General features: G+C 52.8%; 24 protein-coding genes, 1 tRNA gene and 1 other RNA gene. 10 read left to right on the top strand and 16 right to left on the bottom strand.

Translation table 11 applies throughout. The annotated features are described in order from the left end of the window. Positions 1 to 351: 351 nt before the first annotated feature. Positions 352 to 807: a hypothetical protein gene (locus KF784_01810; GenBank protein MBX3117771.1), complete on the top strand. Its 456-nt coding sequence runs from the start codon at positions 352 to 354 to the stop codon at positions 805 to 807. 68 nt (positions 808 to 875) lie between these two features. Here the strand turns inward: KF784_01810 and KF784_01805 are convergent. The 16 genes from KF784_01805 to ndhC form a co-directional block, all read right to left on the bottom strand. Next, positions 876 to 948: transfer RNA gene (locus KF784_01805), tRNA-Arg, on the bottom strand. 33 nt (positions 949 to 981) lie between these two features. Further along, positions 982 to 2286 (bottom strand): NADH-quinone oxidoreductase subunit NuoF, encoded by a 1305-nt coding sequence (gene nuoF, locus KF784_01800; protein ID MBX3117770.1) that lies wholly within the window; start codon positions 2284 to 2286, stop codon positions 982 to 984. 4 nt (positions 2287 to 2290) lie between these two features. Next, positions 2291 to 2908, bottom strand: a complete 618-nt coding sequence (locus tag KF784_01795) for an NAD(P)H-dependent oxidoreductase subunit E (GenBank protein MBX3117769.1) — start codon at positions 2906 to 2908, stop codon at positions 2291 to 2293. A 70-nt stretch (positions 2909 to 2978) separates the two neighbouring features. Further along, positions 2979 to 3554 (bottom strand): hypothetical protein, encoded by a 576-nt coding sequence (locus tag KF784_01790; protein ID MBX3117768.1) that lies wholly within the window; start codon positions 3552 to 3554, stop codon positions 2979 to 2981. Between the two features lie 205 nt (positions 3555 to 3759). Continuing rightward, positions 3760 to 5046 (bottom strand): hypothetical protein, encoded by a 1287-nt coding sequence (locus KF784_01785; protein MBX3117767.1) that lies wholly within the window; start codon positions 5044 to 5046, stop codon positions 3760 to 3762. A gap of 115 nt (positions 5047 to 5161) precedes the next feature. Then, on the bottom strand, positions 5162 to 6379 hold the full coding sequence (nuoD, locus tag KF784_01780; protein MBX3117766.1) for an NADH dehydrogenase (quinone) subunit D: 1218 nt from the start codon (positions 6377 to 6379) through the stop codon (positions 5162 to 5164). A gap of 185 nt (positions 6380 to 6564) precedes the next feature. Next, complete coding sequence (locus KF784_01775) at positions 6565 to 7452, bottom strand: prepilin-type N-terminal cleavage/methylation domain-containing protein (GenBank protein ID MBX3117765.1); 888 nt, start codon at positions 7450 to 7452, stop codon at positions 6565 to 6567. Positions 7453 to 7758: 306 nt separating this feature from the next. Beyond that, the gene (locus KF784_01770; protein ID MBX3117764.1) at positions 7759 to 8643 is read right to left on the bottom strand and encodes a prepilin-type N-terminal cleavage/methylation domain-containing protein; all 885 of its coding nucleotides are present in this window, start codon (positions 8641 to 8643) and stop codon (positions 7759 to 7761) included. Between the two features lie 330 nt (positions 8644 to 8973). Continuing rightward, positions 8974 to 9858: a prepilin-type N-terminal cleavage/methylation domain-containing protein gene (locus KF784_01765; GenBank protein MBX3117763.1), complete on the bottom strand. Its 885-nt coding sequence runs from the start codon at positions 9856 to 9858 to the stop codon at positions 8974 to 8976. Positions 9859 to 10175: 317 nt separating this feature from the next. Then, entirely contained in the window at positions 10176 to 11066 is an 891-nt protein-coding gene (locus tag KF784_01760; GenBank protein ID MBX3117762.1) for a prepilin-type N-terminal cleavage/methylation domain-containing protein, read from the bottom strand. A gap of 276 nt (positions 11067 to 11342) precedes the next feature. Continuing rightward, positions 11343 to 11525, bottom strand: a complete 183-nt coding sequence (locus KF784_01755) for a hypothetical protein (GenBank protein MBX3117761.1) — start codon at positions 11523 to 11525, stop codon at positions 11343 to 11345. A 12-nt stretch (positions 11526 to 11537) separates the two neighbouring features. Continuing rightward, the gene (locus tag KF784_01750; GenBank protein ID MBX3117760.1) at positions 11538 to 12416 is read right to left on the bottom strand and encodes a prepilin-type N-terminal cleavage/methylation domain-containing protein; all 879 of its coding nucleotides are present in this window, start codon (positions 12414 to 12416) and stop codon (positions 11538 to 11540) included. 351 nt (positions 12417 to 12767) lie between these two features. Beyond that, entirely contained in the window at positions 12768 to 12977 is a 210-nt protein-coding gene (locus KF784_01745; GenBank protein ID MBX3117759.1) for a hypothetical protein, read from the bottom strand. A 14-nt stretch (positions 12978 to 12991) separates the two neighbouring features. Continuing rightward, complete coding sequence (locus KF784_01740) at positions 12992 to 13879, bottom strand: prepilin-type N-terminal cleavage/methylation domain-containing protein (protein MBX3117758.1); 888 nt, start codon at positions 13877 to 13879, stop codon at positions 12992 to 12994. 208 nt (positions 13880 to 14087) lie between these two features. Beyond that, on the bottom strand, positions 14088 to 14690 hold the full coding sequence (locus KF784_01735; GenBank protein ID MBX3117757.1) for an NADH-quinone oxidoreductase subunit C: 603 nt from the start codon (positions 14688 to 14690) through the stop codon (positions 14088 to 14090). Next, positions 14690 to 15157: an NADH-quinone oxidoreductase subunit A gene (gene ndhC / locus KF784_01730; GenBank protein ID MBX3117756.1), complete on the bottom strand. Its 468-nt coding sequence runs from the start codon at positions 15155 to 15157 to the stop codon at positions 14690 to 14692. Before ndhC ends, KF784_01735 begins: the two co-directional genes overlap by 1 nt. 117 nt (positions 15158 to 15274) lie before the next feature. Between ndhC and trpD the strand changes: the two genes are divergently transcribed. The 9 genes from trpD (at position 15275) to KF784_01685 (ending at position 23362) form a co-directional block, all read left to right on the top strand. Beyond that, positions 15275 to 16282: an anthranilate phosphoribosyltransferase gene (gene trpD, locus KF784_01725; GenBank protein MBX3117755.1), complete on the top strand. Its 1008-nt coding sequence runs from the start codon at positions 15275 to 15277 to the stop codon at positions 16280 to 16282. After that, a complete protein-coding gene (gene trpC, locus KF784_01720) occupies positions 16279 to 17061 on the top strand; it encodes an indole-3-glycerol phosphate synthase TrpC (protein ID MBX3117754.1) in 783 nt (260 codons plus the stop codon). The genes trpD and trpC overlap by 4 nt, the downstream gene beginning before the upstream one ends. Then, positions 17055 to 17642: a phosphoribosylanthranilate isomerase gene (locus tag KF784_01715; GenBank protein MBX3117753.1), complete on the top strand. Its 588-nt coding sequence runs from the start codon at positions 17055 to 17057 to the stop codon at positions 17640 to 17642. Before trpC ends, KF784_01715 begins: the two co-directional genes overlap by 7 nt. A 341-nt stretch (positions 17643 to 17983) precedes the next feature. Further along, the gene (locus KF784_01710; GenBank protein ID MBX3117752.1) at positions 17984 to 18916 is read left to right on the top strand and encodes an ABC transporter ATP-binding protein; all 933 of its coding nucleotides are present in this window, start codon (positions 17984 to 17986) and stop codon (positions 18914 to 18916) included. After that, positions 18913 to 19701, top strand: a complete 789-nt coding sequence (locus KF784_01705; GenBank protein ID MBX3117751.1) for an ABC transporter permease subunit — start codon at positions 18913 to 18915, stop codon at positions 19699 to 19701. The genes KF784_01710 and KF784_01705 overlap by 4 nt, the downstream gene beginning before the upstream one ends. A 2-nt stretch (positions 19702 to 19703) precedes the next feature. Continuing rightward, positions 19704 to 21164 carry a hypothetical protein gene (locus KF784_01700; protein MBX3117750.1) on the top strand — a complete coding sequence of 487 codons (1461 nt, stop codon included), beginning with the start codon at positions 19704 to 19706 and terminating at the stop codon, positions 21162 to 21164. A 55-nt stretch (positions 21165 to 21219) separates the two neighbouring features. Continuing rightward, positions 21220 to 21318: signal recognition particle sRNA small type (gene ffs, locus KF784_01695), an RNA gene on the top strand. Positions 21319 to 21332: 14 nt separating this feature from the next. After that, positions 21333 to 22979, top strand: coding sequence for a DNA polymerase III subunit gamma/tau (gene dnaX, locus KF784_01690; protein MBX3117749.1), 1647 nt, complete (start codon positions 21333 to 21335; stop codon positions 22977 to 22979). Between the two features lie 47 nt (positions 22980 to 23026). Beyond that, positions 23027 to 23362: a YbaB/EbfC family nucleoid-associated protein gene (locus KF784_01685; GenBank protein ID MBX3117748.1), complete on the top strand. Its 336-nt coding sequence runs from the start codon at positions 23027 to 23029 to the stop codon at positions 23360 to 23362.

Raw genomic sequence — 23362 nt, 5'->3', positions numbered from 1 at the left:
AAAGCTGACAAACAAAAAAGACCTCTGCCTAGCCGAGCAGAAGTCCATCCATCATCCATGCGCTCAAGGCACACAGATCGATATTCGGTTTCTTGCCCCTCGGCTGGCCAGCTCTTTCGAGCCGATTAAGACTTCTGTCGCCTGCTGTCTGCGGAGAACGTGAAATTATGGCACATTTCCGGCTCGCCGGTCATGGGACCCGCCATTATCGCTCTGTTTAGAATCTTTTATGTGTGTGAACTATCCGATGACGTTTCCCGTTCGGTAAATTGAAACGACATTGCTTCTTATTTGGTTATTAGATTAGCGCCAAGTGTTCTGATGTATTTTAAGTCTGTTCCAAGAGACAAGATGAATCGACTATCTTTCCTAATGGGTCGGTTTGTTGGAAGTCAAGATTTGAAGTTTCCAGGCAAGCAGCCTGTGAACTTTGAGTTCCTGTGCTTTGGCTCAAAACACGAAGACGAACGCTGGCTGTCACTTCAATTCGTCGCGAAGATTCCAGGCTACGGCATCGAATCTCGGCACGACTTTGTGACCTGGGATAACGACAAAGAACGATATCGCTGGGTGATGCTGAGCAATATGTCGGTAGATCCTCTCATACTCGACGGCGAATTTAACGGTGATACCTTGGAACTAACGAGCCAACCCTGGCAGTCAGCCTGGGGCAACGTCATCCTGCAAGCGCGGCTTCGACCGCTTGAGCATGGTTCGTGGACATTCGACTTTTCGACGCTCGACGATACAGCTGATCCACTTGCGTCAATGATGGCTATCCCCGACATCGCTGCCGCCTTCGACTGACAGGCTCGACAACACATTGCCGTTGGCAATGCACGCTGAAAAGGCAACCAACTGCCAGAGTGAAATCGCGCGGCTGAGAGGACTCGAACCTCCGACTTCTTCCTCCGGAGGGAAGCGCTCTATCCACTGAGCTACAGCCGCATTCAAGCTCTATTCTACAGGATTGGGGCCTTGCTACGGAGCCATCGCAAGAGCCTCAGCACCTTCGACGATGCTGCGCTTGTGCTCGATGAAGTACTCGAATTCGTTCCGGAAAACACGGATCGCTGCCTGTACAGGCCATGCGGCCGCGTCCCCCAAACCACAGAATGAACGACCGTCGATCTGTGCGCAAACCTCTTCGAGAAGCTCAATGTCTCCGGGCTGCCCAAGACCTCGCCGAATGCGATCCATGATCTGCAACAGCCAGCGGGTTCCTTCTCGACAGGGTGTGCACTTGCCGCAGCTTTCGTTGGCATAGAAAAGAGCTGTCCGCCAGATGAAGTTGACGATACAGGTGTGCTCGTTCAGGAACATGCATCCCCCCGAACCGACCATCGTCTTGTACTCGCCCATCTCTTCGTAGCCGATGATCGCTTTGTTCGTCGCGTCAGCGTCGATAATGGGCACCGAGCTTCCACCAGGCACACAGGCCTTGAGAGCGCCGCCCTTCATCCCCCCAGAAAGCTCAAGCAACTCCTTAAGCGTTGTTCCAAACTCGATCTCGTAGTTGCCTGGCTTGTTCACGTGCCCGGAAACTGAGAAGAGCTTTGTTCCACGCGAATTCTTGGTGGAAGCACCGATGCTCGCATACCATTCTCCACCGTTCTTGATAATGTACGGAGCGCAGCAGTAGGTTTCGACGTTGTTGATGACGGTCGGAGAATCCCACAATCCGGCAATGGTCGGGAGCGGGGCGTGGGGAAATTTCAGCCGAGGCATACCGCGCTCGCCCATGAGTGAGCTCATCAGCGCAGACTCCTCGCCACACTCATACGAACCTGCGCCGAGGTGGATGTGCAGATCGAATTCCCAGCCTGAGCCGAGTATGTTCTTCCCAAGCAGTCCGGCCTTGTAGGCCTCGTCAATGGCCTTGCGCATGGCCCGAGCTGCATCGATAAATTCGCCGCGAATATAGATGTAGCCTACATCCCCCTGCGCCGCCCAACCTGCGATGGTCATGCCCTCGATCAGCTCAAAAGGAGTTTGCTCCATCAACTGCTTGTCTTTAAAAGTGCCAGGCTCGCCTTCGTCGGCATTGCAAAGGATATAGTGCTTTTTGGTCTTTTCCTTGGGGATGCCGTTCCATTTGATCCAGGTAGGGAAGCCAGCTCCTCCACGACCGCGAAGACCCGAAGCCTTCACCTCGTCGATAACGGCCTGACGGTCCATCTTGATCGCCTTCTTCAGACCCTCATAGCCGCCCTTGGCTTGATAGCCAGCGAGGGTCGCAAAAGCTGGATCGTGTGCGTGTTCAAAAAGGAGTTTGTATTCACCCATGATCTTAAGCCTTCTCTGTCTCCATGATGTGAACCTGAACAATCTCATCCGCCATCTTCACGACGGTTGATTCCTTGCTTGCTCTCAAATCGCTCAAGAGCTGGTCCAGCGAAGTCTCATCCACAGGGCCGTAATACTGATCGCCGACCTGAATCAACGGAGCTCGATCGCATGCGTTCAGGCACTCCACCTCTTCGATCATGAACATGCCATCGGACGTGACTTCGCCAGCCTCCACGCCAAGCTTTTTCTTGAGCAGATCTATGATCCGGTAGCCGCCGCACACCGCACAGGTCAAACATGTGCAAACTTCAATCTTGTGTTTGCCGGGGTTGTGCTGCGTGTTGTACATCGAATAGAACGTGGCAACACCTTCGATCTCGGCGTAGCTGCGCTTAAGCCGTATGGCAACTTCAGCTAATGCAGGGCCGGTGAGCATCCCTTCATATTCGCGCTGGGCGATCCATAAAGCGGGGAGGATGCACGATTTCCAGTCCGGGTAGTGGGTTTTGAGCGCCTCCAACTCGTGGATCGCTTTGTCAGAAAACCGCATTTCGACCTCTTCAGGTCTGGGCGGACGTGGACGTTCGTTTTGACTGCCGAGTTGGATGAGTTCGCTCATCGAACGCAGAGTTTACTCGAAACCACTGCGTTGTGGCCCATCCAACTCGGCTGCTTTTACGCAGTCAGATTTAGCTTTCGACTGCAGATAGCGGAATCCAGAGCTTGCCCTCGTCATACATGACCACGTCAGGCAGCGCACGCCAACTGTCGCCAATCTTGATCTGGTCGGTGCCCCAACACATAATGCAGTTCTTTCCCTTCCAAGTAAAGGAAAACCGCTTAGCTTCGTCGTTGCGATTCAGCGTGACATTTCTTGCCTTGGCCCAGGCAGTGACCTCTAAGAAGCGTGCACCGGTTTTCTTTGCGGAGAAGCTTGGGATGTTCTGCCCGGCGATATTGACGTGCGAGTTTAAATCTCGACGCCGCGCAGCGAATCGTCCAAGTGCTTCACGAGCGAAACCTTCAGCAACCGCAAGGTCACCATCTATGTCCTCAAGTAGCGAAAGGCCCTTTGAATTACCTTGTACGATAAGTCGACCTCTGATATCGACATCAATGCTTTCATAATTGTTTAAACAAAGAATTGACGACCGTGATTGTTCCTTTCTGATCCTAACCTGTCTTCCAAACGGGTATTGTGAAGGTGCTCCCTTCCAAGCGTCTGGGTGATCGACCTGGTTAAACTCAGGACGTCTGCTCGCCATCTCTGGCGTATATTCACGTGCTCTAATCGTGATGACTGCGTTATCGGCAAGTCTCTCAAAAGCTACAAAATCTTGTCTGATGTTCGATTCAATGTACTTGAACCGAGAATTATCTCTCAGCAGTTCGGGAGTCCACGAGGGCATCTCGCCGCTTGACGTGTAGAGAGCGATTATGGCTGAACAAGTTAGTATCATCATTGTACACCTATTCTATCTCATTGATATTCGTGATAGTTTCATTATGATAGTTTGGCGGCGGAACAAATGCAGGAGAAAGAGCCCCAGCAACCAAGCCAAGCGATGATCCACCTAGCTGAGTTTGCCAATATCCAGCGGTTACCCAGTGTGCAGGTGGATTTCGGTAAGTGGCACCCGTGAGGTCAAACTTTTGCGCTACTGCTGCGTCGTACACACCGTTTGATATTCGGGTTACCTGGTGGAAGCCAAACGGATGTTCAACATATGTTGGCGCACCGCTGATCGGATTGTAGTCAACACTTGCGTCGTTCCCCATGCCACACACCGGATTGGTCCAAAAAACAGGGTAAATTTGCACTTTTAACCGAATTGGAGTCGACGAATGACCAAGTGAGGCCATACACAATGTATTGAATCCTGCTGCATCACGACAGTCCATGTTAACCGTTGATGTTGAATTCAGTGCATCGAACAGGTTATAGATGACGTGTGGATTGCTACCATACATCCAGTCTTGCCAGAAGTAGTTCCCGCTTGGATCGTATATCCACCTCTTTGACCAAAAGAGCCCGAAAGTTAAATCGTGACATACGTTAGCTTCTCCTGTCTGGCCGTAAGCCCACAAGCATGAATAATCTAATAGATCTGTCCACGGTACAGATTGTAAGCCTACAGGGGTAGCGTCGGTATAATAAAACGTCTCCCAGTCCTGCCAACTCGGCCCTCCCCAACTGCGTGCTCCTGGCTCTCCTGCATGCTGCACGCCGACATTGCTATAGATTACAGCGTTGATTTGAAGCTGACCCTTAGCTACGTAGTTTGGTACATTCGTCAGTGTGATATTAACAGTTGTTGTTCCCGGGTAAGGTGAAATGGAAATCGCACTTGCGCTGGGCACTCCAAGATTGACGAGTTGCTGAGTCGGCGGGTTTGTAGGCAAATCAATGATGAGCCGAGCCGCATTTATGTGAAGGTTCCCGACAGCGGCGACTGTTGATTCATTCTGAAACTTCAATGAGACCTGAATATCTGTGCCACGAACATAGACGACTTTAGTGATCTGAAATGCCCGGTTCCCATCCATTTCAAGGCCTGGATAGGCTCCACCGCCAGTCAACGGGTTTTGAATCGAGCCGTCAGAGTTCAGATAAAACCAAAACCGATCGGTAGCTGTGACATTGTTAGTGTAATCTTTTTCAACGAGTTTGATGCCTGGAGTTCTCTGGGCGAACGAAATTGCGCTCAGCGACACCAGGCCAACGACAATAAAAAGGAATCTGAAGTTGCGTTTCATACACGAAATAGAACGTGTACAACTTGAAATCGGTTTCAGAACATTTACGATTTTGTGTGTCTATGGACTTCCCCAAGTCAAACTATTGTATTGACAAGATGAGATACTCTAGTTGCTAACGATCAATTTCGCCAAGCACAATATCCACCGAACCAATGATCGCGATAAGGTCAGCGATCAATCTTCCTCGAGCCAAAACTTCCAACGCTTTTAGGTTCATAAAGGATGACGGACGCTCGTGCCAGCGGTAAGGAGTGTTCGTACCATCGCTGACAATATAGAATCCAAGCTCACCCTTCGACCCCTCAATTCCAGCATAGGCTTCGCCTACCGGTGGTCGGAACCCCTCTGTCCAGAGCTTAAAATGGTGGATAAGTGACTCCATAGAACTATCAAGCTCTTCGCGAGGCGGTGGAGCAATCTTGCGGTCGAGAGTCTGGAACGGACCTTCGGGAAGTCCATCAAGCGCTTGCCGGAGGATCTTACAACTCTCCTTCATCTCGGCAAGTCGCACCAAGAATCGATCATAAACGTCGCCTCGTGAGCCGACAGGAATCATAAAGTCGAAATCTTCGTAGCTGCAATATGGGTTACTCTTGCGCAAATCCCAAGCAATGCCCGACGCCCGCGCAATCGGTCCAGAGCAACCAAGCTCCAGGCACTCGTCCCCAGTTAATACGCCAACATCATAGGTTCGCTCTTTCCAGATTGGGTTCTCGACCAGGAGATTTTCGACAACGTCAAGCTCCTTCGGAAACTCCATCAAGAATGCATTCAGCTTCTTGTCAAAACCCTCGGGCATGTCGCCCCGCAATCCTCCAGGAACGATCCAGCTAGGCATCATTCGCACACCGGAGAACATCTCGAACATATCAAGAATGCTTTCGCGTTGCTGCATGATGTAGAAAAACGGGGTCATCGCGCCAAGGTCGAGTGCGCTTGTTCCAAGCCAAACACAGTGCGATGCAACGCGGCTCAACTCAGCCAAAATGACACGGAGATACTGCCCCCGCTTGGGGATCTCGCAGCCCAGAAGCTTCTCCACCGCGAGCGCGTGAGCCAGATTGTTTCCGTTTGCATTGAGATAATCCATGCGGTCAGTCATGACGACGCATTTCATATAGCTCTGGAATTCGGCCTCTTTTTCCATCCCGGTGTGCAGGTAGCCAATCACCGCTTTGCACTGAATAATGGTCTCCCCTTCAAGCTCAAGAATGAGCCGAAGAACGCCATGGGTCGACGGGTGTTGGGGACCCATGTTGACGACCATCGTACTTTCACCCGTCTTCTGAAAGACGGTTTCCGTGGTGGGCATGAAGGTGTGAGAACTCATTACTTTCCTTCTATCAAAGACCCAATCATGTTACCCGTTGAGTTCATTCGGTAGAAGAACCCGAGACATCTACATGCTCACGAAGAGACCAATCGTCACAGAAAAGCGGCCCGCCTCAAGTGAGGCAGGCCGCTCTTTGAGAGTAACGCTTCGCCGCATAGCTGCGCTGCGCTGTCTCTTTGACTTTAGATGCCCATCGGGTTCAGCAACTTGGAGACGTAAACGCCTGCAGTCTTGCTGGGTGACGGGTTGTAGATTTGGCCTCGGAAGTCAACCGATCGAGCGGAGCTGTCCGTCATGGTCGCTGTGGAGCGGCCCTGCGGGATGAAGCATCCAGCTGTGAGACCGTTCAAACCGTTGAGCGGTCGTGTGGTCGTCGTGATCGGGGCGCTGTAGTTGCCACCGTTCGCATTGTATTCGACCGGAATCCAGCGAATGCAGTAGCGAAGCGGGTCGAGGGTGACGCCATCGCCGGGGATTAGCGGGAACCAGTTGTCCCAGTTGGAACCCTCAGCAAAGAGGATCGTGTTGGACACGTCGTCAACCTGAGTGTTGCTGTAGGACGTAGCGACTGCACGGCCAAGCCAGTCCGGAAGGGTCGTGTCGAGGTTTACAAAACCGCCGACGCCTTCGTGTCGGACGTTCTGTCCGGCGTGCGTTCCCTGGTAGTAGTTCTGAGCGACAACCGTAGCGTTAGCAGCGGTAGCAGCTCGTCCCGGCATACCGATGTGCTGCAGTCGCGTCCAGTACAGGTACGCATTTGCGGCAGGTCGGTTTCGCTTGGGGTTGAGGATCAGCTCGTAGTTCTTCATATACGGCTGAGTCAGGTCTTGCCAACCGAGGTCGATGGGCTGAACCGGGTGGCTTGCCATCGTCGGTGCGAAGATGTCGTCGTAGTCTGCCGAGTAGATCATCTGCGATGTACCGGCTTGCTTGATGTTGCTCAGAAGAGCAGTGTTCTTAGCCGAATCCTTTGCCTGTGCAAAGACAGGGAATAGGATAGCTGCGAGAATTGCAATGATGGCAATAACAACCAGAAGTTCAATGAGCGTAAACGCTTTCTTGTATGACATTCTAAATGAGTCTCCTAATGTATATTTTCTTCCAATCGGAAGCGCTCCACGCCAACGACAATCGTCAGACGTGGTGTGCGAATCCTGAGGAGCCGCACATAACCATCATAGCATTCTTTGCGCCAAATGACAAAAAAATTACAAAAAATGTTCTGCAATTCCAATCTTAATCTCGTTTTTGAACATACTTGCGGATTGAATTGAACGAGATTTGGAATTGTAGGTTTTTTACTTTTTGTGGAGACGGACTGCAAAATGCAGTCCGTCTTTGCATGTTGATCTCGCGTTTTCTTAGCCGAGAACGATTTAGATGCCCATCGGGTTCAGCAGCTTGGAGACGTAAACGCCTGCTGTCTTGCTGGGTGACGGGTTGTAGATGTTGCCTCGGAAGTCAACCGATCGAGCGGAACTGTCCGTCATGGTCGCTGTGGAGCGGCCCTGCGGAACCACGCAGCCTGTCAGACCGTGAAGTCCGTTAAGCGGTCGGGTCGTAGCCGTGATCGGCGAGCTGTAGCTGCCACCGTTCGCGTTGTACTGGACCGGGATCCAGCGAATACAGTATCGCATTGGGTCAAGGGTCGTACCGTTGCCGGGAACGATCGGGAACCAGTTATCCCAGTTGGAACCCTCAACGAAGAGGATCGTGTTGGACACGTCGTCAACTTGAGTGTTGCTATAGGAAGTAGCCACGAAGCGACCAAGCCAGTCGGGAAGGGTCGTGTCGAGGTTTACAAAACCGCCGACGCCTTCGTGACGGACAGGCTGTCCTGCGTGCGTTCCCTGATAGTAGTTCTGCGAGCGAACAAGTGCATTAGCTGCGGTTGCGGCTCGTCCCGGCATACCGATGTGCTGCATTCTCGTCCAATACAGGTAGGCATCATTGGCGGGTCGGGTTCGTTTGGGGTTGAGGATCAGCTCGTAGTTCTTCATGTACGGCTGAGTCAGGTCCTGCCAACCGAGGTCGATGGGCTGAACCGGGTGGCTTGCCATCGTCGGTGCGAAGATATCGTCGTAGTCGGCAGCGTAGATCATCTGCGACGTACCGGCTTGCTTGATGTTGCTCAGAAGAGCAGTGTTCTTCGCCGAATCCTTAGCTTGGGCAAAGACAGGGAACAGGATGGCGGCAAGGATCGCGATAATCGCAATCACAACCAGAAGTTCAATAAGTGTAAATGCATTCTTGCGTGACATTTGTGTCTCCAATGTATATATTTCTTTCCCCTTGCGGGGCCCGATTCTCTCGGCAATACGAGCGCCGAACGCTCTCATGCACCGAGAACCGTCAATGTACAGAATAACACAAATTGTTCAAATATCAGTAGAAATAATTCCAAAATAAAAAAATTATACAAAATTACATCGTTGCTTATACAGTATCTACGTTTGGCTAACAAAGACTCAGATCGGCTTCTATAGTGTGATGCGACCCAGAGCCTTGCGAGTTCAAGTTTCCCAAATATTGAAAATGGCGGGCCGCCAATAAGCGGCCCGCCCATACTCTCACCAGCCACAAGTGACCGGTTAGATGCCCATCGGGTTCAAGAGTCTGGAGACGTAGACTCCTGCCGTCTTGCTGGGCGAAGCGTTATAGATCTGCCCACGGAAGTCAACCGATCGAGCGGAGCTGTCCGTCATGGTCGCCGTGGAGCGGCCCTGCGGAACCACGCAGCCTGTCAGACCGTGAAGTCCGTTAAGCGGTCGAGTCGTAGCCGTGATCGGCGAGCTGAAGCTGCCACCGTTCGCATTGAACTGGACTGGAATCCAGCGGATGCAGAATCGCATCGGGTCCGTCGTGACTCCGTCTCCCGGCACGATCGGGAACCAGTTATCCCAGTTAGAACCCTCAACGAAGAGGATCGTGTTGGACACGTCGTCAACTTGAGTGTTGCTATAGGAAGTAGCCACGAAGCGACCAAGCCAGTCGGGAAGGGTCGTGTCGAGGTTTACAAAACCGCCGACGCCTTCGTGACGGACAGGCTGTCCTGCATGTGTTCCCTGGTAGTAGTTCTGATTACGAACCGTGGCGCTGGCTGCTGTCGCCGCACGCCCAGGCATTCCAATGTGCTGCATCCTCGTCCAGTAGAGGAAGGCATCGTTAGCGGGTCGGTTTCGCTTGGGGTTGAGGATCAGCTCGTAGTTCTTCATATACGGCTGAGTCAGGTCTTGCCAACCGAGGTCGATGGGCTGAACCGGGTGGCTTGCCATCGTCGGTGCAAAGATGTCGTCGTAGTCTGCCGAGTAGATCATCTGCGATGTACCGGCTTGCTTGATGTTGCTCAGAAGAGCGGTGTTCTTAGCCGAATCCTTCGCCTGTGCGAAGACGGGGAACAGGATAGCGGCAAGGATCGCGATGATCGCGATTACAACCAAAAGTTCAATTAATGTGAATGCTTTCTTATTTGACATGATATCTCTCCATCAACGGAGTTTTTGTATTGATGTAGCGAAAATGGATCATTTTCAACTCCATCAAAACTCTTCGAGAGACAATAGTTGCCCAGCGTAACATTGCAATCGATTGTTTCATGCAAACAGTAGAAGATCACCGAACAATAGAACCCGGAAATTCGAGTTCTTTTACGCCTGAATGTATGACCTCAAGAATTAAGAAACCCCGAGTCGTAGTCGCGACTCGGGGTTGTTAAAGGGCGATGCGGAGGAAATGCATGTTGAAGATTTGCGGATTTTGCCCTCCTACATCGTCCCTTTAACGGTCGTTATCTTTAGATGCCCATCGGGTTCAGCAATTTGGAAACGTAAACGTTCGCAGTCTTGCTGGGTGATGGGTTGTAGATTTGTCCTCGGAAGTCAACCGATCGAGCTGAGCTGTCGGTCATGGTCGCCGTCGACCGGCCCTGTGGAGTAAAGCATCCCGGCACGAGTCCATTCAGGCCGTTGAGTGGTCGAGTCGTCGTCGTGATCGGAGCGCTGTACTCAGAACCGTTCGCATTAGCGTCGGGAACTGGGTTCCAGCGAAGGCAATAGCGCATCGGGTCAAGAGTGACGCCATCACCAACATTCATCGAGAACCAGTTGTCAAAGCTTGACCCCTCGACAATCAGGATCGTATTGGACACATCGTCAACTTGAGTATTGCTGTATGAAGACGCGACAAAGCGACCAGCCCAATCGGGAAGAGTGGTGTCGAGGTTCACAAATCCGCCGACACCTTCATATCGGACATTTTGTCCTGCATGTGTTCCTTGCAGATAGCCCTGAGTGCGAACTTGGGCAACTGCCGACGTTGCGGCCCTAGCGGGCATACCCATGTGCTGAAGACGTGTCCAATACAGGAACGTGTTGTTGGCAGGGCGTGTGCGCTTTGGATTGAGCACAAGCTCGTAATTCTTCATATAGGGCTGAACCAAGTCTTGCCAGCCAAGGTCCACTGGCTGAACGGGATGGCTCGCCATAGTTGGAGAAAAGATATCGTCGTAGTCGGTTGCATAAATCATCTGAGACGTTCCGGTCTGCTTGATGTTGCTTAGCAGAGCCGTATTCTTCGCCGAGTCTTTTGCTTGGGCAAAAACCGGGAATAGAATCGCTGCAAGAATCGCGATGATAGCAATGACAACCAGAAGTTCAATTAATGTAAAGGCTTTTTTGTAATGCATGATGACCTCTTATAGAGATTGATAAGTGCTTTGTCTGCAGACAACTACACGACTGCTATTAAGAAGCCAAAATTCCCATAATCCCAAAATAGTAAGGTTGTCACGGATAAATAGGTTGAGTTGTTGCATAGATGCTAACAACTATCAATATAAGGCATATCATGCAAAGATCAAGTCATTGGTTTGTATATTCTGTGCGGGAATAGACTTAAACAAAAAGACGGACTGCCTTTTCAGGCAGTCCGTCTTAGATTAATGGTCTGAGTTAGAGAGCGTCTACTCTTTGGCAGGAGTTTCAGCAGGTCCATCTCCCAGCGACGGGCGCTGGTCGGTAGGATTCTCTTTCCGAATCTGATCGTTGTCCGCAGCCGGTGTGCCGCTATCCGCGCCACAACCCACAAGGGCGATCGAAGCGGCTACTGCCACAACTGCAAAGATGCTCTTTAGTTTAAGACTCATAAATCTCTCCAGTTAGATACCCATCGGGTTCAGCAACTTGGAGACATAGATGCCTGCCGATTTGCTGGGCGACGGATTGTAGATCTGGCCTCGGAAGTCAACCGATCGAGCGGAGCTGTCTGTCATGGTCGCTGTGGAGCGGCCCTGAGGAACGAGACAAGTTGCTGTAAGACCGTTAGCGCCGTTGAGCGGTCGTGTGGTCGTTGTGATCGGAGCGCTGAAGTTGCCTGCATTCGCGTTCGAAGCGGCGGGGGTCCAGCGGAAACAGCCAGTCAGCGGGGAACCGGAAGCAGCGAGCGAGAACCAGTTGTCCCAGTTCGAACCCTCAACCATCAGGATCGTGTTGGACACGTCGTCAACCTGAGTGTTGCTGTAGGACGTAGCCACGGTGCGGCCGAGCCAGTCGGGCTGTGTCGTGTCGAGGTTCACAAAACCACCAACGCCTTCGTAGCGAACGGGCTGGCCGGTGTGTGTTCCAAGATAGTAGTTGTTCGTGCGGACAGTCGTGTTCAGCGAGGTTGCTGCGCGAGCCGGGAGACCCATGTGCTGCAGACGAACCCAGAACAGGTTAGCCGGATCGTTGGCAGGGCGGGTTCGCTTCGGGTTCAGGATCAGATCGTAGTTCTTCATGTACGGCTGAACGAGATCCTGCCAACCGAGGTCGATAGGCAGCGTCGGGTGGCTGGCCATCGTCGGCGAGAAGATATCGTCGTAGTCCGATGCATAGATCATCTGCGAAGTTCCAGCTTGCTTGATGTTGCTCAGCAAAGCGGTGTTCTTAGCGGAATCCTTGGCTTGGGCAAAGACAGGGAACAGAATGGCGGCAAGGATCGCAATGATGGCGATCACAACGAGAAGCTCAATGAGTGTAAATGCTTTCTTGTTAGACATGTGAAATTTCCCACAAAGCATGCTTTGTAATGGTTGGTCAACACCGTGATCGCTACTCGCGGCCACAGGTACGACAGTTTGACGTGCTCAACCTGCCGGTCATCACAGGTCCCACCAAATGTTTCAATCGGATGGGACGTCGAACTTGACAATTGAGCCTGAGTAGCTCCTATGGACCTAGTACAAAGACCCATCAAGCCATGGTGCTAACAACAAACAAAAACACTTCAGATCTACAAATCAAAGGCATCCACAACCTCAATCTTCAAATCAGGATCAATAAGAGGGCAGTCACAAAAAACAAAGCGGGCCGTCAAACGACGGCCCGCTATTGCTTTCTCGAAAAGGAAATTACTCTTTTCCGAGCTGAGTATTCGGAGTTGCTCCCCCAGTTTCTCCACCCGCGCTCAAGCTTGGGCGTTCGCTGGTCGGATTCTCTTTCCGAATCTGGTCATTGTCGGGCATGGTGGATCCGCCGCCGGATCCATCACCGCAGCCTACGAGTGCTATCGACATCACGAGTGCTGTCAATGCAAGTATTGACTTGATGCGAATTGACATTCGATTACGATACCTTAGATGCCCATCGGGTTTAGCAACTTCGAGACATAAATGCCTGCAGTTTTGCTGGGTGACGGGTTGTAGATCTGTCCGCGGAAGTCAACCGATCGAGCGGAGCTATCCGTCATGGTCGCTGTGGAGCGGCCCTGCGGGATGAAGCAAGCAGCTGTCAGACCGTTCAGACCGTTAAGCGGTCGTGTGGTCGTCGTGATCGGAGCGCTGTAGTTTGCACCGTTAGCGTTTGCATCCGGAACCGGGTTCCAGCGAACACAGTAGCTAAGCGGTCCAAGGGTAACGCCATCGCCTGCGATGAGCGAGAACCAGGCATCCCAGTTCGAACCCTCAGCGTAAAGGATCGTGTTGGACACGTCGTCAACCTGAGTGTTGCTGTAGGACGTAGCGACCGATCGGCCAAGCCAGTCGGGAAGGGTTGTGTCGAGGTTTACAAAACCGCCGACGCCTTCATATCGAACGTTCTGGCCAGCATGAGCGCCCTGGAAGTAGTTCTGAGTAAGAACCGTAGCGTTGCCCGAGGTTGCTGCACGTGCCGGAAGGGCGATGTGCTGCAGACGGGTCCAGTACAGCCAAGTGTTGTTGGCAGGACGTGTTCGCTTCGGGTTCAGAACCAGTTCGTAGTTCTTCATGTACGGCTGACAAAGGTCTTGCCAACCGAGGTCGATGGGCTGAGTCGGGTGACTTGCCATCGTCGGCGAGAAGATGTCGTCGTAGTCAGCCGAGTAGATCATCTGCGATGTTCCAGCCTGCTTGACGTTGCTCAAAAGAGCGGTGTTCTTAGCCGAATCCTTCGCCTGTGCAAAGACAGGGAACAGGATGGCGGCAAGGATTGCGATGATTGCAATAACAACCAAGAGTTCTATAAGTGTAAATGCTTTCTTCAACATGCATTCCTCCATTTGAGGACAGGGGAATTTTATTAAAATTCCAGACTATAAGTGGTCTCTGACAACCACCCACAATCGTCAATGATATTTCAAGAAAGTGGCCGTTTTGGAGGAAGATAGCTTCATTCGCTTCAAAACGAATAAAGTCCGCATCGTATGTTCAAAGCACAATGCAGACGCGTTACAAAAGGGTTGATTTGGTCCAAAATCAGCGACCGCTGATCTCATCCGATCCGGTTTTGCCGTCAAAACTTTCACCGGCATGAGGCATCTGAATGTCCTCAACGGCAGGGCCGCGAGTGCTCTGATCAAAGAGAACATCCTCACCGCCGAGAGGAAATTCCTTACGGAGTGGAAAGCCCACCCAGTCATCCGGGAGCAAGAACCGCTCCGTCTGTTCATTGCCCTCGAACACCACACCGTAGAGATCCCAAATCTCTCGCTCCGGATACTCTGCGCCAAGCCAAACGTGCTTGAGTGTTGGAATTTTGTCCCCGTCGTTCGCCCCTACTTTTAAGAACAGCCGGGAAGAGTGCTTGAGCGACATCAGGTTATAAACGACCTCGAAGCGCTCAGATAAATCACGCTCGTGTGTCCAGGTGGAATAGTCGGCACCAACGCACTCGGCAAAGTATTTGTATTGAAGTTCAGGGTCCTCTTTGAGGAATTTCGCGACCTCGACCAGGTTCTCCCTCTTAATAAAAATCCAAGTGTCCCCTCGATACTCCTTGGAGCCAAGGATCGCGTCGGGAAACGATTCACGGATGCGCACGAGTTCAAGGCGCTCATTGCCGACTGTAGGTGTGGACATTACTCGCCACCTCCGCCTTGAAGGGCTGGCTGCAACGAAACCGGAAGCTCTCCATCGTCAAACTCGGTATCGCCGAGCTTCGCCGGATGCAGCGATGTCGCTTCGTCCCAGTCGATGGCTCCAACTCGTAGAGCGTACACATCTCCCAAGACCCACAGCGCCATATAGACCATCAAAACAGCGAAACTGAAGATTTGATAATCTTGTCCACCGCCCTTAAACGAAGTCATCCATCCCCAAAGGAAAACGACTTCAATATCGAAGAGGACGAACAAGATCGCAACCAAGTAAAACTTGATAGGGAAGCGCTCGTTCGCATCGCCCGCGGGCGAGACACCGCATTCGTACGGAGCCGACTTGTAAGGGGTCACCTTCTTCGGGCCGAGGACCCAACTCAAAGTAACCATTGCTGCGCTGATTCCCGCCGCAAGCAAAACCGCGATGATGATGCCCCAATACTGGCCCATAAGTTCCCCGATTCTACCCACCCTGCCCGGGCTCTTGGTGCTTCAACCCTAACACAGACTGTTCAGCTTTCGCATCTGGCCTGTCCATTCCTTCGGCTTGAAGCTAAAATGAACCGGATGGAATTTCGGGAAGCGCTTGCCAATCTTATCGCACAAAAAAGCCTGTCCGCCGACGAGGCACATCATGTCATGTCAATGGCCCTTTCCGAAAAGCTAACCGAAGCACAGATTGCCGGTTTGCTTATCGCAGTCGCCGGCAAGGGCGCGAGCGGTGAGGAGCTTGCCGGGTTTGCCACTGCGATGCGTGAGCATTCTGTCGGCTTTCAAGCCCCCTATGATGTCGTCGATACCTGCGGGACAGGTGGTGGCTCTGCGTCGTTCAATATCTCCACCGGTGCGGCAATTGTCCTTGCCGCTTGTGGTGTGAAGGTCGCAAAGCACGGAAATCGTGCTGTCACAAGCTCTTGCGGAAGCGCGGACGTGCTCGAAGCGCTCGGAGTCCGTATCACCAACGACTCCGTAAGCGCCCTCCATCTGCTCAATACGGTCGGTATCGCGTTCCTTTTCGCTCCCAGTTATCACCCAGCCCTCAAAGCGATTGGGAAAGTAAGGAAGGAGCTTCAGGTGCGAACGGTCTTCAACCAACTCGGCCCACTCGCGAACCCTGCTGGCGCCTCCTCACAAGTCATAGGCGTCTACGACCGTACGCTCATTCGTCCCACAGCCGAAGCAATGGCAATGCTTGGCATCAAGCGCGGGCTCGTCGTTCGTGGAACCGACGGGCTTGATGAGATCAGCCCTTGCGCATCCACTGAATACATGTTTGTAAATGGTCGAGAACTCACAGAAGGAAAATACGATCCGAAAGACTTCAGTATCGATGGCCTCAGCCCAAGCCAGATTCTGCCCGGCAGCACTGTCGAAGAAAATTCATCCATTCTCCGAGAAGCGCTCACCGGAGCTCATCCAAGGAGCCAAGCCCTTATCCCGAGCGCCGCTGCCGCGCTCTGGCTCGTTCGTGGAGGAGCGCTTATCGACAGCGCGTCTGAAGCAAGGGATGCGTTGGAGAGTGGCAAAGCCATCGCCAAGCTTGAGGAGCTTATTGAGGTGAGCAGTAACGCATGAGCTACCTTGACCGCATCTTCGAAACTAAACGGCGAGAGATCGCCGACGCCAAAGCCGAACTTTCTTTGGATGAGGTGCGTGCAAAGGCCCGAGATGCCGATCCTGTGCGCGGGTTTCGTAAGGCACTGGCAGAAGCTGAGCAGCCGGTAACTCTCATTGCAGAAGTAAAGGCGGCAAGCCCATCAATGGGTTCTATCCGTCCAAATCTTGACCCGGTTGAAGTGGCACGAACCTACGAATCAGCAGGCGCACACTGCCTTAGTGTCCTCACAGATGTCGAATATTTTAAAGGATCGCCTCAAAACCTTATCAAATCGAGAGAATCCACGTCGATCCCAGTTCTTCGCAAAGATTTCATCGAAGATCCCTATCAAGTGTACGAAGCCCGCTCATGGGGGGCCGACGCAATACTTCTTATCGTCGCTGCTCTCGAACAGTCTCGCCTCCGTGACTTGCAAGCCCTTGCGTGGCAGCTCGGCATGGATGTCCTTGTCGAAATTCATGATGAACAGGAGGCAGAAAGGGCTCTTGAGGCAAAGGCAAATTTGATCGGCATAAACAACCGCGACCTTTCGAGCTTCCAAACCGACATTGAAACCTCCATTCGGTTGCTCCCCCAAATCAAGGCCTTTGCCCACACGGTCAGCGAGAGTTCGCTGGCAACGAGCGATGATGTCCAGCTCGTGAGCTCTGCTGGTGCGCGTTCTGTCCTTATTGGAACAACCTTCTGCGCAGCTGAAGATATTGGAGCGAAAGTGAAAGAGGTGATGCGCTGGTAGAGGTCAAAATATGCGGGCTTCGTACACGAGAAGATGCTGAATTTGCCCGTGACTGCGGAGCCGATTACCTGGGCTTTGTGTTCGAGCCATCCTCGCCGAGGTGCTTTGGTGACCCCTCACAAATCCCAGATTGGATAAGTGAGCTTGCTGCCAAAAAGGTTGCTGTGTTCGGGGTCTGCAATCTCGCCCATCTGCCAAAAGGCTTCGACATCGTGCAATCGGTGGAGTGGCTATCAAGCCCGCAATCTCGCTGGCAAGCCGTACGCCTCAAGCCTCAAAATACAGTTCAAGAAGTTCTTGAAAGCGCCTCCGGCGCCCAGAAACTCCTCATTGATGCTTACCATCAAGGGGCTTTTGGAGGAACGGGCCACCGAGCGGATTGGGATCTAGCCGCGAGGATAGTGACCCAGAGCAGCATCCCAGTTGGGCTGGCGGGTGGACTTTCCCCCGAAAACGTAGCGGAGGCTATCAACGCCGTCCGTCCTCACTTTGTCGATGTGAGCTCAGGGGTGGAATCTTCGCCCGGCATAAAAGATCGAGAAAAGTTGCGTGCGTTTATAAAAGCCGCAAAAGGGGCCTAATCGCAGAAATGCTCAGGACAAATAAAAAAATGCGAGAAGGCTGAAAGGAGAGCAAAGAACCTTCTCGCAAGCTTTCCTCCAAGGCCTAACCTCTCTCGCGAGGACCCTTTCGAGTCCAAACCGGAAGTTTGGGTCTCTTGGCGCTTGAATGATTATATACACGATTGAAGCGAATGTCACAAGTTGTTTGCTGAGTTTTAGGGCGATGTTTTGCACAAAGTTCGCGCTGGGAACCAAAAAAGGAGCAATCGCGTTTGGCTTTCAAGAGCTGGCACGGGCTTTGGCCCAAAGCTTGCCTTGGTATAATCTGCCGTCATTGACTCATAGGAGGTCATTTACTTTTGGCCGCTGCCATCGAAACGATCAACCTTACAAAATCTTATCGAACCCGAGCCGGAAAGATCAACGTCGTCGACAATCTCAACTTGGAGGTCGAGGAAGGAGAAATCTTTGGATTCCTTGGCCCGAACGGTGCGGGTAAAACGACTACGATCAAGATGCTGCTCGGCATCATTTATCCCACGACAGGAGAGGCCTTCGTTCTTGGAAAAGAGATCGGAGACATAGATGTCCACAAACTGATCAGCTACCTGCCCGAGCGCCCGTATTATTACGAATATATGACGGGCCTTGAGCTGCTGAGATTCTATGCCTCACTGTTCGGAATCCATGATATCGATCTTTGTAAGCGTCTCTTAGAAAAGGTCAACCTGCATAAGGATATGACCAAAACCATCTCGCAGTACTCGAAGGGTATGCAGCAACGCGTCGGTTTGGCGCAAAGCCTGCTCAACGACCCCAAGCTCCTCTTCTTGGATGAGCCCACCGGTGGTCTCGACCCTATCGCGCACAAAGAGATTCGTGACCTCATTCTCCAATTCAAGGGAGAGGGCCGCACTGTCTTTGTCTCGTCACACGAAATGAGCGAAGTTGAGCGCATCTGCGACCGTGTTGCCATCATTAACCACGGACGCATTGAGCGCCAAGGCAAACTCTCAGACCTTCTTCGAGGCGAACTCGTTGAGATCACCGCCGAAGGCGTAAGCGTCGATTGGGTTGGTGGCCTCGGATTAAACGGAGCAAAAGTTCTTCCGTTTGAATCGGACGGGGTCCTCATCGAATTGAACGACACTCACGATCACAACGCCGTCATCGACAGCATAAGAACCCAGAAGGGCAAAATCGTGCAGGTAGTCCGACGCCGCAAATACCTCGAAGACCTCTTCGTAGAAACGGTAAGCAGCGCAGCCCCTGGCCCTGGAGGGAAGAAGTGAGAGTTATCTGGTCTTTAGCCGCAACGACGATCGGTGAAGCGATCCGACGTCGAGTGCTGCTTATTATTCTGTTTATCGGTGTGTTCCTCACCATGATCGCTCCTGCGTTGACCGTCCTCTCGGCGCGGCAAGAGATGACCGTTCTCAAGTCGTTCATGCTCGGTATGGTACAGATCACCGGCGCCGTCATCGCGATTGTGCTTACGGTTTACATGATCCCGAACGAGGTGGAACGCCGAACGATCTATACGATTCTGTCTAAGCCCGTCCAACGCTGGCAATTCCTCGTTGGGAAGTTCATGGGCGCAATTCTCGCGCTTGGCCTGATGATGGCCCTGATGGCAGTGGTCGTTGTTATCCTGTTCATCTATCGTCAGAGTGGAATCACTTCCGAGTCGCTGGCATTGGTCAAGGGCATCATGATGTTCTATGTCCAGATGTGCCTCTTGGCCGCAGTGGGCGTCTTCTTCTCGACTTTCGTATCGCCGATTGTGAACTTCTTCCTTACTGGCGGCTTGTTCTTGGTTGGATCGGTCTTCAACCCGTTCATGCAGACGATGACCGAGAACAAGGAACTGCCCCCGGTTCTGCTGATGTTGTTTAAAACGTTGAACGTCGCAATTCCAAACTTTGCGAATTACAACGTTCAAAACCCGATCATCAACCCAGGCCAAGTCATTCAAAACGAACAGCACTACTTCATCGCGGTGACCGGATACGGTCTCCTCTATATCGGAATTTTGCTGGTCGGGGCGATTCTGATCTTTGATCGAAGAGAGGTTTAACCGTGAAAGGCAAATCCACATTTCTGGCGATCCTCGCAGTCTGCTTTATTGGTCAAGCTGGCTTGCAGCAGGGTGTCATCTACGATAAATGGACGAAGAATTACAGCACGAAGAACAGCGCTCAAGGCATCGCGCCCGGGCTTGACCCGACGCAGTTGATGCTCGCGGTGGCTGGATTCCGAGAGATGATCGCTGGAATTCTGTGGGTGCGCGCCGACTCTTTCTTCGACACCGGCAACTACGACGCTGTCTTGCCGATGATACGATTGGTGACGTGGCTAGACCCTCACCAGATCGACGTCTACTCCACTGGAATGTGGCACATCGCCTACAACTTCACCGACGAAGAGTCGCGATCGGACAGGCGTTATGTGCCCCAAGCGCTCGCGCTTGGCGAAGAAGGAACGGTCAATAACCCAGACACCTACGAGCTTTTCTTCGAGACAGGCTGGATTTGGTATCACAAAATCGACGACGACTACGAAAAGGCCGTCGACTGGTTCGTGAAGGCCCACGACAAAAAAGACATCCTTCGGGCTCGCCGCAATCTGTTGCGTATGGCCTACTATCGAGCGGGAAGAATCGAAGACGCTCTTAAGCTCGAGTTTGATCTGGTGGATGAAGCCAACAAGATTATGGAGGGCAAGGACGCAAGCTCCGCCTTCTCCGATAACACATTGCGCGACACCCGAGAGAACAATCTCGACACAGACCTTGTGCGCCTTGCAAGCCGTGGCTATTTTGCGAAAGAGCGGAAGGATGGCAGTTTTGAAAGGCTGCCCTATGACGTGAAGCCCCCATTCGATGTTGGCTTTAGCGCGAAGGTGACCGTCGAATCCTCTGCAGTCATGCTGATCGAAGGGACGTGGAACGTCCTTCCGGTTGGAACTCGCGTCCGTGTTATTCTTCGCGATGCCGAAGACGAAAACGACCCCGAACGCAAGACGAAGCCCGCCGCCATGATTTGGGATTACGTCAAGGGAGTCGATCTTGCCGTGCCGACAAAGCTGACTTTCATGCAAGACCAGCTTTACGTTCGCAGCCGAAGATTCAAGAAAAGAATCGACATGTCTCGCGACTACACCATGTATCCGTTCGCTGCCGAAAAGTATTACATCGAGTTCTACTACAACCCGCGTAGCGCCCCCGCTCATATGCAGGATAAGTTCGGATATACGGGCGAAGGGTTCACAGACAAGAACTTCCTAAACACCGAGGTTCGCCCCGGAGAGCGCGTCATGTTCACTCGGTTGGAGATCACCCGGGACCAAATCAAGCGCGAAGGGAACTTCCGACCTGGAATGGAAACCCCGATCCTCAAGACAGCGAACTATATCGAACAGACGAGTGCAGACCGACAGAATGAAGACCTCATTCTCGTTCCAGGACTACGCTCCGATGCCAAAACCCCTGAGGCTCCTAAGCCCGCAGACAACACTTTACGGCCGATACGAAAGCCGTAACATACATAGAAACGGACTCCGATGCCACCCGGCGGAGTGCTACAATGAAGCAGTTCGCCGGGAACTGCGCGGCATGCAGACGGTGAACCCCGCCAGGCCCGGAAGGGAGCAACGGTAAATCGGCTTGGTGCGCGATGCATTATTCCCGGCATTCGGAGTCCTCTCGCTTTGGCTTATCTATCCCTCTATCGCAAATATCGAAGCCAAACCTTCTCTGACCTTGTTGGTCAAGAACACGTCGTACGCACTCTGCAAAACGCCCTCGAAACGGGCAGGATCGCCCACTCTTACCTCTTTACCGGACCGCGTGGAACGGGCAAAACCTCTGCTGCAAGGCTGCTCGCCAAAGCCCTGTGCTGCGAAAAAGGCCCGACTGCCGAACCTTGCAACGAATGCAGCATCTGCACCTCCATCACCGATGGCAGCTGCATGGACATCGTCGAGATAGACGCAGCAAGCGAATCGGGCGTCGAGGACGTCAGAGAGACGATTGTTCAGGCATCCCAATACCAACCTTCGACCTGCCGCTACAAAGTCTTCATCGTTGACGAAGTTCACGATCTGTCGTCCAAGGCATTCGATGCCCTGCTTAAGACCATCGAGGAACCACCGGCCCATCTGATTTTCATTCTTGCAACGACCGAGTACATCAAAGTCCCCCCGACTATCCGCTCGCGATGCCAGAAGTATGAGTTCCATCGAGGGAGCGTGCCTGACCTGATCGGACGGCTTGAGCATGTCGCCAACGCTGAAGGCATGAAGTTTGAGCCCGCCGCACTTGCCGCGATTGCCCGCATGGCCGATGGTGGATTTCGAGATGCCCTCACTCTCTTAGAGCAGGCCGTACTCACAACCGATGAGGGTATCACGGTCGCGCATGTTTACGACCAACTTGGTCTCGTCGTCGAAGAGGTGGTGGACGAACTCCTCGTCGGTCTAAAGGAGGGCAGTATCGCCAAGATCGTCGAACTGCTCGAACAGACAAATCGACTGGGTCGCGACCCAAGAATGGTCGTCGAATCCATGATTCATCGTCTTGCTGACCTCACCCGCTCCGCCTATGGCGCGGGGAAGGAGCAGGAGGCAACCGTTTCTGCCGCTTTGCACGAAACCGCCGCCCGACTGGGCCCGGATGCAATCTTAAAGATTCGAGGAGCGCTTGCCGAAGCCCACCGCGTCATTCGCGATGTATCCATCCCCCGCTTATGGCTGGAGTCGGAGCTAATTAGGATTTCCCTCGAACTGCGCAATCCCGCCCGCACTCAGACAGCTCAAGCATCGCAGGCTCCCGCGCTGCCTAAGGAGAAGCCTGCGACCCGCGCTGAGCCGCCTCAGCGGGCAGTTGCTGCCCCATCAAGCCAAGCCGCCGCGCCGACCAATGGCTCACCTAAGCCAGCTCCCGAAGCCCCCGCAAAGGCTGCACCAGAGCCGATCGCTGAGCCAGAACCCACCGGCGACCCTGCGCTTGATCACGCCCGAAAGGTTTGGACCGCAGTGCTCAACGACGCGAAGTCCCACGGTGGCTCCGTTGCTACCGCCCTGCTGTCAACACACGTGTCCAAGTTTGCGGACAATACAATGTTCGTCGCATTTGAACGGCAGATCGACCACGACCGCATCTTCGCCAAAAACCCAGAGAAGAAAGCTGCTTCCTTCGAGAAGATGGTACGCGATGCTGCAGGAGAGAACTGGCGCGTTCAATACGAGGTCGCGAAGAAGGGACCCGCAGTCAGCATGCAGACGGCTGCGGTAGAATTGGCTGCCGAAGGAACAGAACTCGCGGAACTTGCGCGGGAGACCTTCAAAGATTTTTAAAGCGGCGGTTTCAGCTTTCAGCAACGCCGCGACCAAAGGAAACACGCATGAAATTGCCCAAAGGATTTGGCGGTCAAGGAATGTCGGGAATGTTGCAGCAGGCCCAAGCTGCAATGGCCCGCGCACAAACACTCGAAACCGAACTCGCTGCTGAGCGCATCAACGTCGACAAGGGCCCGGTCAAGGCTGTTTTCAACGGAATTGGCGAGATCGCCGAACTCAAGATCGACGCTTCGGTCGTTGACCCGAGCGATATCGAAGCGCTTGAGGACCTGATCGTTTCCGCTGTGCGCGATGGCTTCACAAAGGCTGTCGAACTCCGAGCTGCGAAAACTCAAGAGATCATGAAGGGTATGCCGGAAATTCCGGGTATGAAATTCTAG

Source organism: Fimbriimonadaceae bacterium, from assembly GCA_019638775.1.
In the GTDB taxonomy this organism is placed as follows: domain Bacteria; phylum Armatimonadota; class Fimbriimonadia; order Fimbriimonadales; family Fimbriimonadaceae; genus JAHBTD01.
The sequence above is the reverse complement of the archived record's forward strand: the minus strand, read 5'-3'. Positions and strand labels throughout refer to the sequence as shown.